The sequence below is a fragment of the Dokdonella sp. GW821-FHT11D02 genome, from assembly GCF_058808595.1.
Window position 1 is genome coordinate 4,762,109 of the sequence record NZ_CM179520.1, and the last position, 14,942, is coordinate 4,777,050.

General features: G+C 68.6%; 15 protein-coding genes. 6 read left to right on the forward strand and 9 right to left on the reverse strand.

Annotated features, from left to right (window positions below; genetic code table 11):
- Positions 1 to 111 precede the first annotated feature (111 nt).
- Entirely contained in the window at positions 112 to 567 is a 456-nt protein-coding gene (locus AC3QL3_RS20145; RefSeq protein ID WP_492895899.1) for a helix-turn-helix transcriptional regulator, read from the reverse strand.
- Positions 568 to 673: 106 nt separating this feature from the next.
- Here AC3QL3_RS20145 and AC3QL3_RS20150 point away from each other — a divergent pair, with 106 nt between their 5' ends.
- The 5 genes from AC3QL3_RS20150 (at position 674) to AC3QL3_RS20170 (ending at position 5,132) form a co-directional block, all read left to right on the forward strand.
- A complete protein-coding gene (locus AC3QL3_RS20150) occupies positions 674 to 1,117 on the forward strand; it encodes a rhodanese-like domain-containing protein (protein ID WP_492895900.1) in 444 nt (147 codons plus the stop codon).
- Between the two features lie 71 nt (positions 1,118 to 1,188).
- On the forward strand, positions 1,189 to 2,997 hold the full coding sequence (locus tag AC3QL3_RS20155) for a peptide-N4-asparagine amidase (RefSeq protein ID WP_492895901.1): 1,809 nt from the start codon (positions 1,189 to 1,191) through the stop codon (positions 2,995 to 2,997).
- A gap of 100 nt (positions 2,998 to 3,097) precedes the next feature.
- Entirely contained in the window at positions 3,098 to 3,601 is a 504-nt protein-coding gene (gene secB, locus AC3QL3_RS20160; RefSeq protein ID WP_492895902.1) for a protein-export chaperone SecB, read from the forward strand.
- A gap of 191 nt (positions 3,602 to 3,792) precedes the next feature.
- A complete protein-coding gene (locus tag AC3QL3_RS20165) occupies positions 3,793 to 4,794 on the forward strand; it encodes an NAD(P)H-dependent glycerol-3-phosphate dehydrogenase (RefSeq protein WP_492895903.1) in 1,002 nt (333 codons plus the stop codon).
- Positions 4,795 to 4,811: 17 nt separating this feature from the next.
- Positions 4,812 to 5,132 carry a hypothetical protein gene (locus AC3QL3_RS20170; RefSeq protein ID WP_492895904.1) on the forward strand — a complete coding sequence of 107 codons (321 nt, stop codon included), beginning with the start codon at positions 4,812 to 4,814 and terminating at the stop codon, positions 5,130 to 5,132.
- A gap of 27 nt (positions 5,133 to 5,159) precedes the next feature.
- On the opposite strand, the gene trmL is transcribed toward AC3QL3_RS20170, so the two are convergent.
- The 6 genes from trmL to AC3QL3_RS20200 form a co-directional block, all read right to left on the reverse strand.
- Entirely contained in the window at positions 5,160 to 5,627 is a 468-nt protein-coding gene (trmL, locus tag AC3QL3_RS20175; RefSeq protein ID WP_492895905.1) for a tRNA (uridine(34)/cytosine(34)/5-carboxymethylaminomethyluridine(34)-2'-O)-methyltransferase TrmL, read from the reverse strand.
- Positions 5,628 to 5,691: 64 nt separating this feature from the next.
- Positions 5,692 to 6,099, reverse strand: coding sequence for a hypothetical protein (locus AC3QL3_RS20180; RefSeq protein WP_492895906.1), 408 nt, complete (start codon positions 6,097 to 6,099; stop codon positions 5,692 to 5,694).
- A gap of 209 nt (positions 6,100 to 6,308) precedes the next feature.
- Complete coding sequence (locus AC3QL3_RS20185) at positions 6,309 to 7,052, reverse strand: copper homeostasis protein CutC (protein ID WP_492895907.1); 744 nt, start codon at positions 7,050 to 7,052, stop codon at positions 6,309 to 6,311.
- A 15-nt stretch (positions 7,053 to 7,067) separates the two neighbouring features.
- Positions 7,068 to 8,078 (reverse strand): glycosylasparaginase, encoded by a 1,011-nt coding sequence (locus tag AC3QL3_RS20190; RefSeq protein WP_492895908.1) that lies wholly within the window; start codon positions 8,076 to 8,078, stop codon positions 7,068 to 7,070.
- Between the two features lie 48 nt (positions 8,079 to 8,126).
- Complete coding sequence (locus AC3QL3_RS20195) at positions 8,127 to 8,870, reverse strand: hypothetical protein (protein ID WP_492895909.1); 744 nt, start codon at positions 8,868 to 8,870, stop codon at positions 8,127 to 8,129.
- Positions 8,871 to 9,107: 237 nt separating this feature from the next.
- Entirely contained in the window at positions 9,108 to 9,800 is a 693-nt protein-coding gene (locus AC3QL3_RS20200) for an SDR family oxidoreductase (RefSeq protein WP_492895910.1), read from the reverse strand.
- 319 nt (positions 9,801 to 10,119) lie between these two features.
- Between AC3QL3_RS20200 and AC3QL3_RS20205 the strand changes: the two genes are divergently transcribed.
- Positions 10,120 to 13,428: an SNF2-related protein gene (locus tag AC3QL3_RS20205; protein ID WP_492895911.1), complete on the forward strand. Its 3,309-nt coding sequence runs from the start codon at positions 10,120 to 10,122 to the stop codon at positions 13,426 to 13,428.
- 234 nt (positions 13,429 to 13,662) lie between these two features.
- Here AC3QL3_RS20205 and AC3QL3_RS20210 read toward each other — a convergent pair whose 3' ends face one another.
- The gene (locus AC3QL3_RS20210) at positions 13,663 to 14,346 is read right to left on the reverse strand and encodes a Dph6-related ATP pyrophosphatase (RefSeq protein WP_492895912.1); all 684 of its coding nucleotides are present in this window, start codon (positions 14,344 to 14,346) and stop codon (positions 13,663 to 13,665) included.
- Complete coding sequence (locus AC3QL3_RS20215; protein WP_492895913.1) at positions 14,343 to 14,939, reverse strand: DUF938 domain-containing protein; 597 nt, start codon at positions 14,937 to 14,939, stop codon at positions 14,343 to 14,345. Before AC3QL3_RS20215 ends, AC3QL3_RS20210 begins: the two co-directional genes overlap by 4 nt.
- Positions 14,940 to 14,942: the final 3 nt, after the last annotated feature.

The following is a 14,942-nucleotide window of genomic DNA, read 5'->3' on the forward strand; positions in this document are numbered from 1 at the left end:
GGAAACCCTCCCTCGAACGGTCGGCGCACGCTAGCTGAGCCGGCGGCCGCGGCCCATCGCCCGAACGGGTGAAGATCGGGTGAGTCGCGGGCGATAACGCCGCCCACCCGCTCAGTGGCGCGCGATGACACCGCTGCGGCGCGCCGCGGCAACCGCTTCGGTGCGCCGGCGCGCGCCGAGTTTGGCGTAGACGTTGGTCAGATGGGTCTTGACCGTGTTGGCCGAGACGCCGAGTTCGCGCGCGATCTCCTTGTTGCTGTGCCCTTCGGCGAGCAGATCGAGCACGTGCCGCTCGCGCGGGCTGAGCAGGGGTGAGTCGGTCTCCGCGGCCGCCTCGCCGAGTGCTGCCGCGGCGGAAGCCGGCGGCACGACCGGTGCCGCCGCCTCGCGCGGGCGCCGCGCGAACCACAGGCCGGCGCCGACGCCGGCGAGCGCGATCGTCGCGGCGAGCAGTTCGCGGCCCCAATCGAAGCGCAGCGGCATCAGGCTGACCAGACGCAGGCAGACCAGCGCGCTCGCGGCGAGCGCGCCGTAGGCGAGGATCAGGCGGAGAGTCGGCCAACGCATGCGCGGATGATCGCCCGCGCCGCGGCGGCCGCCAAGCGCAGCGCCGCTTTGCCTCGCCGCGATCGCTCCGGGATAATGCGCGGCCGCTACGCGCCCTCGCCGCCCAATGTCCGACATCCTGCATCGCTTGCCCGAGTTCTTCGGCAACCATCCCTACCTCTCGCTCGGCTTCCTCGGCGTCCTGATCGCGCTGGTCGCCAACGAGGCGCAGCGGCTCACGCGCAGCTACAAGGCGCTCACGCCGGCCGGACTGACCCAGCTGATCAATCGCGACAACGCGCTGTTGGTCGACGTCTCCAGCCTGGCCGATTTCGAGAAAGGCCATATTCCCGGCGCCAAACACGTCGCGATGAGCCAGTTCGATCCGGAGAGCAAGGAGCTGGCCAAGGTCAAGGATCTGCCGGTGGCGATCGTGTGCAAGAGCGGCCAGACCTCGGCCAGCGCCGCGCAGCGTCTGAAGAAGGCCGGTTTCAGCAAGGTGTTCTGGCTCGAAGGCGGCCTCGGCGCCTGGACCGAGGCGCAGATGCCGCTGGCCAAGGGCCGCGCCTGAGCGATCCGCACCGGCGCCGTGCGCCGGTGCTAGGCTTCGCCTTCGCAGGGGGTCTGCGAGGGAGAAAGACCATGTTGACTCTGCCCAAGCCTTTGCTGGCGTTGGGGTTTGCGTTCGCGAGTGTCGGCGCGCCGTCATTACACGCCGACGAGTTGCCGCCGATCGGATCGCCCAACGTCGCGATCGCCGATCCGTTGATTCCGTCGCCGCTGACAGCACCGTGCACCGTCACGCTGTTCGAGAACCGTCAGTTCGCCGACTTCGACCCGAAGCTGTTCAGCTATACGCCGCCTGCCGATTGCCCCGGACCGTGGCAGAAAGTCGTGTTGAGCCTCGATTACTCGGTCACGATGGGCCGTCAGTTCGATCGCACCTCCACGCTCTGGCTCGGCGGCGCGATCCTCTACTTCGGCACCACGCAGGAACCGTCGGCGACGGTGGCGCCGAGCTGGCACATCGAGCGCGATCTGACCGACTACAGCGCCTTGTTCTCCCAAGCTCAGGAAGGCCGCGCGATCCTCGGCAACTTCGTCGGCACCTCCGACGGCGTCGACTACACCGGCATCATCGTCGGCACCGCGACGCTGCGCTTCTATCCGCTCGCGCTCGGCGTGCCCGACCATCCGCCGCGGCCCGATCGGCTGCTGCCGCTGGCCGGCAGCGCCGACGGCGGCACCGCCGACCTGGTCGGCGACGCGCGTTTGGCGGTCACCTTCGAGAGCTTGCCGACCAACGTCGAGCGCGCTTTTCTCGACGTCTACGCGCAGAGCCAGGGTGGCGGCGAGAACGGCGACGAGTTCTGGTATTTCAACCTGCCCGACGAGATCGCACCGATCTTCGCTGCCGGCAAGGGCAGCGCGTTCCGCGAAACGCAGATCGCGATCGACGACCAGCCGGCTGGTGTTGCGCCGGTGTATCCGTGGATCTACACCGGCGGCGCCGATCCGCTCTTGTGGCGGCCGATCGTCGGCGTGCAGACGCTCGCGTTCGAGCCATATCGCGTCGACCTGACACCGTTTGCGGCTTTGCTCAGCGACGGCCAGCCGCATACCGTTTCGCTCGGCGTGTTCAACGCGCACGATCATTTCTCCACCGCCGCCAATCTGCTGCTGTACCTCGATCACGGCACGACCCAAGTCACCGGTGAAGTGACCGCCAACACGCTGAGCGCCGCGCCGACACCCACCGTGGTGCAAAACATCACCACCGAAAGCGACACCAGCCAAGGCACCGTGACGGTCAGCTCGACGCGCGAGTTCACCATCGCCGGGCGTCTGCAGACCTCGCACGGCACAGTAGTGACCGAGATCGCGCAGAGCATCGCGTTCTCCAACACCGCCGATCTGCTCAGCGTCGGGCAGGGTTATCCGTACCGGCAGAACGTCGTGCAGACGACCACGATCGATTCGACCACGCGACGCACGGACGGCGCGGCGACCAGCCTGGTGCGCGAGCAGCGCAGCTATCCGCTGACCTTCAACTACAGCGACGGCCCGGGCGCGGACGGCAACGAGATCTTCGCCACCGCGGTCGACCAGGCGTTCCGTCAGCAAGTGGACATCGGCTACGTCGGCTACGGCCAGCGCACGGCGCGACGCGAGAGCCATCTCACCACCAGCGCGGCACGCTATTTCGACGCCGACGGCAACAACACCGACCTGCAAGCGGACTCGACCCACAGCTACGCCTACGACGATCCGTTCGGCGCTTGCTATCGCCGCACGATCAGCGCGAGCCGGCGCGGGCTGGCCTTGCCCGGCGCGGTCACCGCCGCCAGCGACGGCGACGGTTGCGCCAACGGCAATACGCTGGCGTGGTTCGACGTCTACTACAACTACGGCTCGTCGGTCACCGACGCGACCATCCAGTTGCTGCCCTGACGGGTGCGGCGGAGCGCGCGCAGGCGCGCTCCGCCGCGGATGCGCCGCCCGCGCGTACGTGGAATAATCCCCACCCTTTCCCTCTCAAACGAGCAGATTCATGGCAGAGAACAGCAACGGCGCGCCGAACGGCCAGACCCCTCCGCAGCAGGCCCAGGCGCAGTTGAATCTGCAGCGCATCTATCTGAAGGACGTTTCCTTCGAGGCGCCGGGCGCGCCGCAGATCTTCCAGCAGCAGGGTCAGCCGAACGTCGAGCTGAACTTGAGCCAGCGCGTCGCGCAGGTGGCCACCGACACCTTCGAAGTCGTGCTCAGCGTGACCGCGACCTGCAAGGTCGAAGACAAGACCGCCTATCTCGCCGAAGTGCACCAGGCCGGCGTGTTCGGCTTGAGCGGCTTCGACACCGCCGCGCGCGAAGCGGTGCTGTCGACCTACTGCCCGAACGTGCTGTTCCCGTACGTGCGCCAGACGGTGTCGGATCTGGTGCAGAACGGCGGCTTCCCGCCCTTCTTCCTGCAGCCGATCAACTTCGATGCGCTCTACGCCGAGCAGCTGCGTCGTCGCGCTGAAGGCGGCACCGGCGAAGTCAGCGCGAACGCCTGAGCATTCCGCAGCCGGCCGAGACGGATCGCGCGCGCAATGAGGGAGATTCGAAGGACCGCCAGCCCGGCGATTTTTCGAACCCGCGGCGGCGACGCGAATCCGAGTTCACCTGCGCGAGCGGACGCTGACGTGTCCGCTCGCGCGCTTCATCTTTCCGTGCCGCGCACGCCGCGACGCGCTTCGAGGTTCGCATGAGCGCAGTCGCGGTACTCGGCGCCGGTTCCTGGGGCACGGCGCTGGCCGTGCAACTCGCACGCAACGGCGTGCCGACGACGTTATGGGGACGCTCGCCGCAGGCGATCGTCGAGATGGCGACGACGCGCCGCAATGCGCGCTACCTGCCCGAACTCGAACTGCCCGACACGCTGCAACTGTCGGCGATGATCGAACCGCTGGCGCGCGATGCCGGCACCATACTGATCGCCGTACCGAGCCACGCCTTCGACGATCTGCTGGCGACGATCGCGCCGTGGGTTGCGCCCGGCGTCGGCATCGCCTGGGCGACCAAAGGCTTCGATCCGGCCTCGGGCCGCTTCCTGCACGAGCTGGTCGCCGAACGCTTGCCTGAGCGCCCGGCCGCCGTCGTCACCGGCCCTTCGTTCGCGCGTGAAGTCGCGCAAGGCTTGCCGACCGCGCTGACGGTGCACTCCAGCGACGCCGCTTTCGCGCAGGAACTCGCACAGAAACTGCATTCGCCGTTCTTCCGCGCCTACACCGGCAGCGACGTGGTCGGCGCCGAACTCGGCGGCGCGATGAAGAACGTGCTCGCCGTTGCCACCGGCGTCGCCGACGGCATGCAGATGGGATTGAACGCGCGCGCCGGCCTGATCACGCGCGGCCTGGCCGAGATGCTGCGCCTGGGCGCCGCGATCGGCTCGCGTCCGGAAACCTTGATGGGGCTGGCGGGACTCGGCGATCTCGTGCTGACCTGCACCGGCGACCTGTCGCGCAACCGCCGCCTCGGCCTCGCACTCGGCCGCGGCATCGGACTTGCGCAAGCCGTGGCCGAAATCGGCCAGGTGGTCGAGAGCGTGCAGACCGTCGACACCGTGATGAAGCTGGCCGACGCGCACGGCGTCGAGTTGCCGATCACGGCGCTGGTGCAGAAAGTCCTGCACGAAGAGCTGACGCCGACTGAAGGCATGCACGCGCTGCTGTCGCGCGAGCAGAAGCCGGAATATCCAGACGCATAACGCCCTGGAGTTCCACTGTGCTCCGCATCGATCGACCGTTGCTTACGGATATCGAAGATCTCATGCTGGCGATGGCGGAAGACGAGTACGTCTGTTTCAAGATCGCTCGTCCGGTGCTAGGAACGTATTGCGAGCGGAACGTCAGCTTTCGAGAGATTTCGTCCATTGTCGGAAGGCTTTCGCGGCTAGGCCTGCTTCGCTGGCGCATCCTTCGCAATGGGCGCTTCCACTTCCGCAGCAACGCTTCGCAAAGCGCGCAACGAAGCGGCACCGCCTGGTTCACTGCGAGCATCTCGGGCAAAGCTCATCTTGCGGAGCAGCCGCGTCGCGTCCGCTAAAGGAAGCGAACGTCAACCGGCACGGCCTCAAGGACCGGCGCCGTCGAACCCGAGCTGGCGCCAAGCCTCGTAGACGACGATCGCGACCGCGTTGGACAGGTTCAGGCTACGATTGCCCGGGCGCATCGGCAGGCGCAAGCGCAAGCTCGGGTCGATGCCGTCGAGTACGTCCTGCGGCAGGCCGCGCGTTTCCGGTCCGAACAACAAAGCATCGCCATCGGCGTAGTCGATCGTGTCGTAGCGCTGGCGGCCGCGCGTGGAGAGCGCGAGCAGGCGTTCGGGCGTGGCGGTGCGGATGAAGGCGGCGAGGTCGTCGTGGACGGCGACGGTCGCGAATTCGTGGTAGTCGAGTCCGGCGCGGCGCAGCTTGGCGTGGTCGAGTTCGAACCCGAGCGGCCGAATCAGATGCAGCGCGGCACCGCTGTTCGCGCAGAGGCGAATCACATTGCCGGTGTTCGGCGGAATCTCGGGTTGGAACAAGACGACGTGCAGCACACGCGCATGATCGCACGCTTCATCGGCATTGCCTGGCCGCCGCAGCGGCGGTTCGTCGAACCGCTCACTGCGGCATCAGGCTGGCGCGGAAACCCGGCGCGTGCGCGGCGGCATCGACGCGCGGCAGCGAGGTAGCGCCGTCGCCGTTGTAGGCGATCGCCGTATCCGTGGTGTCCTCAATCTGCGCGACCACGCGCACGGTCGGCAGCGTCACCGTCGCCAGCTGTTCCTGTCGGCCCGAGTTCACGCGTACGGTCGGCAGCAAGGTCACGCTGAGCGGACGGGTCGCCGCGACGCGCATGGTCGCATCGGCGTCCGGGCGCATGCTGTTGGCGACGACGGTCACCTCCGGCAGCAAGGTCGCTTGGATCGGCGAACCGGCATCGACGCTCATCGTGCTCGCATTCGCTTGCGCGGCCGCCGTGGCGGCGAACGCCAGTATCAGGCTAGTACGCAACAGTTTGTTGTTCATGGCTTTCTCCTGGTTAAGTGGGTGATCTGTCCTACGCAAGCACCGTGCCAGCCTCGGCGCGGTCTCCGTTTGCAGATCAATAGATGCAGGATCAAGCAGTTGCGTTGCTAGGCCGGAAGTCATGGGTGGCCGCGCCGAGCAGCGGTCGGACGTACGCTCGGTGTCCGCGTACGCGATCGCGATGGCTTACACGCACTCTGAACGGACGTTCAGCCGGCGGATGCGTGCTCGCCGTGCAGCGCCGCCAGGATGCGCCGGATCTGCGCCGCGTCGCTGCGCGATTCGCCCTGCTGCATGTCGAGCAGATGCGGCGAACGGTGGCGCATGTGCGAGGCGAGCGTGCGCTTGGCCGAAGCATGGAACTCGCGCGCACCGGTTTGTGCGCGTAACGCGGCGATGTTGTCGGCATCGACGCCGGCACCCGCCATCACGACGAGGCGTTGTCCGGCGAGCGCGACCAGTTCGGCGATGCGTGCGGCGCCTTCGAGCGCGCTGGCGCGGCCGCCGGAGGTCAGGATGCGTTCGCAACCGAGTGCGACGATCGCCTCGAGCGCGGCGGACGCATCGCGCGCGAGATCGAACGCGCGATGAAAGGTCACCCCCAGCGTGCCCGCCGCGGCGACCAGCGCGCGGCAGGTTTCGAGGTCGACGTCGCCGTCAGCATCGAGCGCACCGACGACGACGCCGTCGCAACCGAGACGCGCGCAGGCCTCGACGTCGCGCCGCATCGTCTCGATTTCGAGTTCGTCGTAGAGGAAATCACCAGCGCGCGGCCGGATCAGCACGTAGAGCGGAATGCGCAGCCGTTCGCGCGCGAGCGCGATCGTCGCGTACGACGGCGTCAATCCGCCCTCGCCCAGACTGGCGCAGAGTTCGATGCGCGCGGCGCCGGCCTCCTGCGCGGTCAGCGCGGAGGCGAGCGAGTTCGCGGCGATTTCGAGCAAGGCGGCCATCGTGCGAGGCCCGCTTCAGTAAGAGCTTTGCGCCGCGATCAGCGCATCGCGCCGGTCGGCATCGCAGACCGCGTACTTGAAGCCTTTCTGGATCGCCCAGGCGCCGACTTCGCCGCGCTTGTTCAAAGCGAGAAAGCCGACTTGGATCTCTTTCGCCGCCGGCTTGCGTTTGAGGATGCGCGCGACCGCCTCGCGACAAGCGTCTTGCGGCGAGCGTCCCTGCCGCATCAGCTCGACCACCAGAAAGCTGCCGGCATTGCGAATGACTTCTTCGCCGACGCCGGTCGAGGTCGCCGCGCCGATCTCGTTGTCGACGTACAAGCCGGCGCCGACGATCGGACTGTCGCCGACGCGGCCGTGCAGCTTCCACGCCATGCCGCTGGTGGTGCAGGCGCCGGAGAGATTGCCGCGCGCGTCGATCGCGAGCATGCCGATGGTGTCGTGGTCGTGCGCGTCGCCCGGCTTGCGGCCTTCGCCGTAGCTGCGCACTTCGCTGTTGGCCGCCGGCTGGTAGCGCGAGGTCTTCAGCCATTCGCGCCAGGCGCGCTCGGATTCGGGCGTCAGCAATTTTTCCTTGCTGAAGCCCTGCGCCAGCGCGAACTGCAAGGCGCCGTCGCCGACCAAGAGCACGTGCGGCGTTCGTTCCATCACGCGGCGCGCGACCGAGATCGGATGCGCGATGTGCTCGAGCGCGGCGACCGCACCGCAGTTGCCGTGCTCGTCCATGATGCTGGCGTCGAGCGTGAGACGGCCGTCGCGATCGGGATAGCCGCCGCGGCCGACGCTGTGGTTGTCGAGGTCGGCTTCCGGCACGCGCGCGCCGGCCTCGACCGCATCGAGGGCGCGCCCGTCTTTGGACAGAATCTCCCACGCGGCGCGATTGGCGGCGACGCCGAAATCCCAGGTCGACACGACGCGCGGTACGCGGCCGTCGCCACGCGCCGCCGGCTCGGCCGGCACCTGATTGGCGAGCAGCAGCGAAGACGCCGCCACGGATTGCTGCAGAAAACGACGCCGATCGATCATGCCTAGCCCATGTCTGGTGAGAGTGCCGCGTCCCGCTCGCGCCAGGCCTCAGGGCGAGGCCGGCGTCTGCCGCAGCAAGTACGTCGTATAGAGCATGTAGCCGCCTTCCGACGTGACCTGGGTCGTCATGTCGACGAAACCCGACGCCGACCACCACTCCTGATTGCGCAAGCCGGCGATCGCCTGCTGCCATTCCTGTCCGGCCTCGGCACGCGAGCCTTGGCCGCCGAGGTCGTTGTCGGCGGCGAGCACCTGGCACAGGCTGGCGCGGCATTCGACGTGGACCACGGCGATGTGATCGCCGGTGCCTTCGGGCAACTCGTCGATCCAGCCGTCGAGCGATTCCTGCAGTTTCGGCGTCGCGCTGCCCGACCAGCTGTCGTCCGGCTTTTCCTGCTCGAAGCGCTTCCACAGATCGCGCGCGGGATTGGGCAGACGGTCCTTATCCGGCTCGGCCTCCTGCTTGGCGAGCAGGTCGGCGAAGAGATCGGCGGCACGGTCCGGATCGGCCGGCGGCGTTTTCGGTGCTTCTTCGACGACCGCCTCGGCTTCGGGCGGCGGCGCCTCGTCACCGGGCGGAACCACCGGCGGCGCGATCGGCACGGTCGGCGGCAAGGTCACCGGCGCGGCCGGCGGAGGCGGCGCCGGATGCTTGGCGAGTTCGTGCGGCGCGGGCGCTTCCGCTTTCGCCGCTGCGGGATGCGGCGCCGGCGCGCGCGGCAAGGCGAGATACAGCCAGATCGACGCGGCGGCGATCAGGGCGCAAAGGATGAGCAGACGCTGATGGCGCATGGCGGGCCAGTCTTCCGGCGTGCAGAGCACACGAAGGCACCGGCGAGTGTCCCGCAGTTCGGCGGAAACGAAAAGCCCGGCGTCGCACGAACCCAACGGGGTTCACCGACGCCGCTGCCGGCATTCGATTCCAGGACGGACGAGTCGACGCGAGCGTTGCGCCGGTCGGCCGCTGCACAGACTGCCGCAGCGCGTCCTCAGCCGAACGTCATCGGTGTATCCGTGCGCCGGACACTGCTACCAGGCGATCGTCTCGCCGGTCTGCGCGAGAAAGCGCCCGTTGTCGGCCGGCTTCAAACCGTCGACGACGCGCAACATCGCGGCGATCGATTCGTCCGCGCCGAGCGGCGCATTGGCGCCGCCCATGTCGGTGCGCACCCAGCCTGGGCTCAAGGCGATCACGATCGCGCCGCGCTCGGCCAGGGCGACGGCGAGCAGCTTGCTCGCCATGTTCAACGCCGCCTTGCTGATCGCGTAGCTCGGCGTGTACATGGCGCGCGTGCCGGCGATCGAGCCGAGGCCGCTGGAGAGGTTGACGATCTTGGCGCCGTCCGCCAGTCGCGCCGCCAGCGCTTGCGTCAGCAGCAGCGGACCGGCCGCATTCGCCTCGAACGCCTGACGCAGACCGTCGAGCGCGATCGTGCCGAAGCGCTCGCCGCCGATCGAGAGACCGGCGTTGTTGATCAAGACGCCGATGCGCAGATCGAGCGTTTCCAGCTCGCGCACGAGTTCGGCGATCGAGCGCGCATCGGGCAAGCTCAGCGGCAGCACGACCAGATGTCCCGGATGCTCGCCGGCGAGGCGGTTCAGCGGCAGCGCGCGTCCGGGTTGGCGACAGGTCGCGACGACGCGCTCGCCGCGAGCGAGCAGCTGACGCACGAATTCGAGGCCGAGGCCGCGATTCGCGCCGGTGACGAGGACGTGCGCCATGTCACGCTCCTGTAGCAAGGCAGCGTCGGGCTGCCGGTCGATGCCTCGGCAGGTTAACCCAAACGCGAGCGCGCGATGTGCGGCTGCCGCTGCGGCACTCGTCGATTCACGTCCGCATGGCGTTACGCACCGCCAGTCGCACGCGCAACACGCATCGAAGAAACAGCGCGCGATGGTGCCGATCGCCTCGCCCGCAGTGCGCTACGCCGACGGCGTCGCTCGATCGCGTCGCAGCCGTCGATTTCGCGCCTTCAGGCTGGACGTCGGCGCTGCATGCGCGCAGGATCGGAGGTTTACCCAATCTCGCCGCGCCTCGCGCATGGACGAATCGACCTTCCAACAGCTGCTGTCGCACCACGCGGAATCCGCGTTGGATCGCGACGCGCTGGCGAAAGGTGCCGAGGACTTGCGCCGCGGCCGCGTGCGGCGGCTGTGGTACGACAGCGCGCGCATCGACGCCTGCACGCTGTTCGGCGCAGTGCAAGGCGAGGCGGACGAGGCCTATACCGCGAGCGTGCGCATCGTCTTCAACGGCGACGCGCGCCCGCATCTGCAAACGCAGTGCACCTGTCCGCTCGGCGGCGATTGCCAGCACGTCGCCGCGATCGTGCTGCGCGCGCTGGACGAAGCGGGCACGGCCGCACCGCCGGCGGCGAATCTGGTCGCGCCGCCGCTCGGCGCCTGGGCCAGCTGGCTGGATACGCTGGAAGCGCCGGAAGAAACCTACGCCAAGAAAACGGCCGAACCCGAACGCACGTTCGGCCTGGTGCTGCGTCTGGGTGCCGGCGCGCTGCCGGGTTTGCAGGTGCAGCCGGTTTGGCTCAGCGCGGGCAAGCGCGGCGGCTACCTCGCGCCGCGCCCGATCCAGCCGCACGTCGCCGGCGATCCCTGGGCTGGACTGAGCGCTGCGCAGTTCGAACGCGTGGCGCAACTGCGCATGCGCACGCCGGCTTATGCCGGCGCCTATCTGCTGGCCGAGGCGCGCGACGAGGATTTGCTCGAAACGCTGCTGGCCGATTACCTCTGCTTCATGGACAAGCCGTCGACGCAGCGCGTCGTGCTCGGACCGCAGCGCGATCTGGGCTGGCAATGGCAGAGCTATGAAGACGGCAGCCAGAAGCTGATGCCGGTGTTGGCCGACGCCTCGCCGAAAGCGCGCCTGCTGCGCATCGGTGGTCTTTGGTATTGGGAGCCGGCGCTGCGCGCGCTCGGCCGCATCGACGCCGATGCCGACGTCGCCGAGGCGGCGCTGCGCGCACCGGTGCTGCTGCCCGAGCAAGCCGCCTTGCTCGACGAGCGCTGGCAGCGCAGTCCGCGCCTGAAGTCGCTGCCGGCGCCGGCGACACCGGCGCGGCTGGAGACGCACAAGGTCACGCCGACGCCGGTACTGACCCTGCGCGCAGTGCCGGCGCAGGCCTTGGGCCAGCCGTATCAGGCCGGTTGCGTGCGGCTCAGTTTCGACTACGACGGCCCGCGCCTGAAGTTCGCCGCGGCGGCGACGCGCGAGCGGCGCCTGCACGAGGGCCGCCTGCTCGAAGTGGTGCGCGATCGCGCCAGCGAAATCGCCGCGGTCGAGCGCCTCGACGGCGTCGGCTTCGTCGACGCCGAGCTGTTGCCGCGCATCACCGGCATCGCGCGCGGCGCGCTGCGCGAAGGCGATTTCGTGATCGAGCACGGCCGCGGCCAGCTCGCCGCCGCCGATCAGGTGTTCGCATTCGCCTCGCGCTTGCGCGAACTCGGCTTCCGCGTCGAGTCGGAACCGGAGTTTCCGTTCGAGCTGATCGACGAGCCGGACGACTGGTACGCCGAGATCGAAGAGTCGGGCAATGCCTGGTTCGATCTGCGCCTGGGCATCGACGTCGGCGGCGAACGCGTCGATCTGCTGCCGATCCTGCATCGGCTGCTGGCCGATCCGCAGTTCCCGCTGTCGCCGCGCAAGGGCGAAGCCGAAGACGCGGTGTGGCTGGTGCCGATCGACGCGCGCCGGCGCGTGCCGCTGCCGCTGACGCGGCTGCGCGAACTGATCGCGCCGCTGCTCGAATGGCTGCAGTCGATGGGCAACGAGGTGGCGGAAGGCACGCTGCGCTTGCGCCGTTCGCAAGCCTCCGTACTGCAGGAACTCGCCCCCGACCTGCCGTGGCGCGGCGGCGAGCGCCTGCGCGCGGAACTGGAACGATTGCGCGAAGCGCGCTCGCAGCTGGCCGAACCGGAAGGGTTCCGCGCCAGCCTGCGCGCCTATCAGCGCGACGGCCTCGCCTGGCTCGGCTTCCTCGCCGACGCCGATCTCGGCGGCATCCTGGCCGACGACATGGGTCTGGGCAAGACCGTGCAGCTGCTCGCGCATCTGTTGTCGGAGAAGCAGCGCGGCCGCCTCGACGGTCCGGCGCTGATCGTCGCGCCGACCAGTCTGGTCACCAATTGGCGCGAGGAAGCGCAGCGCTTCGCGCCGGACCTGTCGGTGCTGGTGCTGCACGGTCCGGCCCGTGCGGAATCGTATGCGCGGATTCCCGAGCACGATCTGGTCATCACGACGTACCCGCTGCTCGCGCGCGACGAGGACGCGCTCGCCGCGCACGAGTACGCCCTGCTCGTGCTGGACGAGGCGCAGGCGATCAAGAACGCCAAGAGCCAGACCGCCAAATCCGTGCGCAAGCTGCCGGCGCGGCGGCGTCTGGCGATGACCGGCACGCCGCTGGAGAATCATCTGGGCGAATTGTGGGCGCAGTTCGACGCGGTCGAACCGGGATTGCTCGGCAGCGAGAAGAACTTCACCAAGTTTTATCGCACGCCGATCGAGAAGCACGGCGACGTCGAGCGCCGCGCGCGCCTGCAGCGCCGCATCGCGCCGCTGTTGCTGCGCCGGCGCAAAGAGGATGTGCTCGACGACCTGCCGCCGAAGACCGAGATCGCGCGCAAGGTCGAGCTCGACGGCGCGCAGCGCGAACTGTACGAGACGCTGCGTCTGGCGCAGCACGAACGCGTATTGGCCGAAGTGCGCAAGCGCGGCCTGGCGCAGAGCGGCATCGTCGTGCTCGATGCGCTGCTCAAGCTGCGCCAAGCGTGCTGCGATCCGCGCCTGGTCAAGCTCGAAGGCGCGCGCCGCGTCGACGAATCGGCCAAGTTGGAACTGCTGCTCGACCTGGTCGACAGCCTGGTCGACGAAGGCCGCCGCGTGCTGGTGTTCAGCCAGTTCACCGAAATGCTCGGCCTGATCGGCCAGGCGCTGAGTGCGCGCAAGCTGCGCTGGCAGATCCTGAGCGGCGACACGCCGGCGCGCGAGCGCGGCGAGTTGGTCAAGCGCTTCCAGGAAGGCCGCGTGCCGCTGTTCCTGATCAGCCTCAAGGCCGGCGGCGTCGGCCTCAACCTGACCGCCGCCGATACCGTCATCCACTACGACCCGTGGTGGAATCCGGCGGTGGAGACGCAGGCCACCGACCGCGCCCACCGCATCGGCCAGGACAAAGCGGTGTTCGTCTACAAGCTGATCTGCTCGGGCACGGTCGAAGAGAAGATCCAGGCGTTGCAGCAGCGCAAGGCGGATCTCGCCCAGGCCGTGCTCGAAGGCGGCAGCACGCAGAGCCTGCGCTTCGACGAGGAAGATCTGGCCGAGCTGTTCGCGCCGCTGTAGCGGATACGGTACTGGCCGAGCGCGCGGCCTGGGATTGCATGGCCGAGCATGGCGGGACCGAGCACGCCAGCGCGACCACGCTGACCACGATCCTGCCGAGCGAAATCTTCGGCCAGGCTCTGTCGCTCGACTATCTCGGCTCGGTCCAGCTGATCCAGCGTCAGCTGCGAAATCGTCGATTCACCGATACGAACCGCAGTCCAACTCGTGACACCGGCGAATCGAAGCGCGACGCTAACCGGAATCGCGTTCGAGCAGATCGACGTATTCGAAGCGTCCGTCGCGTCGCACGCGTTCACCGCGCGCCAGCGCGATCGGTGCGGACCATCCGGGAGCTGCGTAGACGCAGGTGTGGAACTCGCCGTTCTCGCCGCAGGGATCGACGCTCGGCGGCAATTGGTCGAGCAAGTCCGCATCGAATTCGCGGCCGCAGAAGTCGGCCGCCAGCTGCGCGGTGTCGACACAGCACAACACGGCGCGAAAGCCGCGTGCGACGAAGTCCTGTGCCAGCCGGCGGGTGTCTTCGCCCCAGAGCGGAAACAACCCGCGCCAGCCGAGGCGCGCGAGCTGCGCTTCGCGCCAGGCGCGCACGTCGGCGAGAAAGAGGTCGCCGAATGCGATCGTTTGCAAGGCTGGCTCGGCGTGGCGTGCCTGCGCGAGCGCACGCGCGAATGCGGCCTCGTACGCGTCGTTGGCGGCCGCGGCCGGAATCTCGGCGACGTAGAGCGGCAAGCGCAGCCGTTCGATCTGGCGTTGCAGGATCGAGCGGCGCACGCCGTGCATGCTGATGCGCTCGTAGTCGGCCGTCACCGTGGTCACCACGCCGACGACGCGATAGCGCGGATCGGCGCGCAGACGATCGAGCGCCATCGCGGCGTCCTTGCCGCCGCTCCAAGACAGCAAAACCGGCTCGCTCAACGCAGACGCCGCCACAAGCGCAAGCGGTTGTTGGCCGGCATCGCGAGGTCGTCGGCGAGTTCGAAGCCGGCGCCGGCGGCGAGCACGTCGACCTCGGCCGCGTCGCGCAGTCCCATGTGCGGGGCTTGCGCCTTCAGCGAGGCATCGAAGGCCGCATTGCTGTCGCTGGTGTGGCGGCCGCCGAAATTGAACGGCCCGTAGATCGCCAGCTTCGCCTCCACCGTCGTCGCCGCGACCAGGGCGGCGAAGAACATTTCGACTTCGCTCCAGCTCATGATGTGCAGCGTGTTCGCGCTGAACACCGCGTCGTAGGCCGCGCGCGGCCAGGCGCCGCCGACGTCGAGTTCGATCGGCGGCGGCGTGTTCGGCAAGTCGGCCTCGTCGAGCCAGCGGCGCAGACCGGGCAGGTTGTCGGCGCGATCGGAACTCTGCCACGACAGCTGCGGCAACGCGGCCGCGAAATGCACCGCATGCTGACCGGTACCGCTGCCGACTTCGAGCACGCGGCGGCGATCGGCGAACCAGTCGCGCAAGACCTCGAGTATCGGTTCGCGGTTGCGTTCGCTGGCGGCGGAGAACGGCTTGGCCGGCATGCG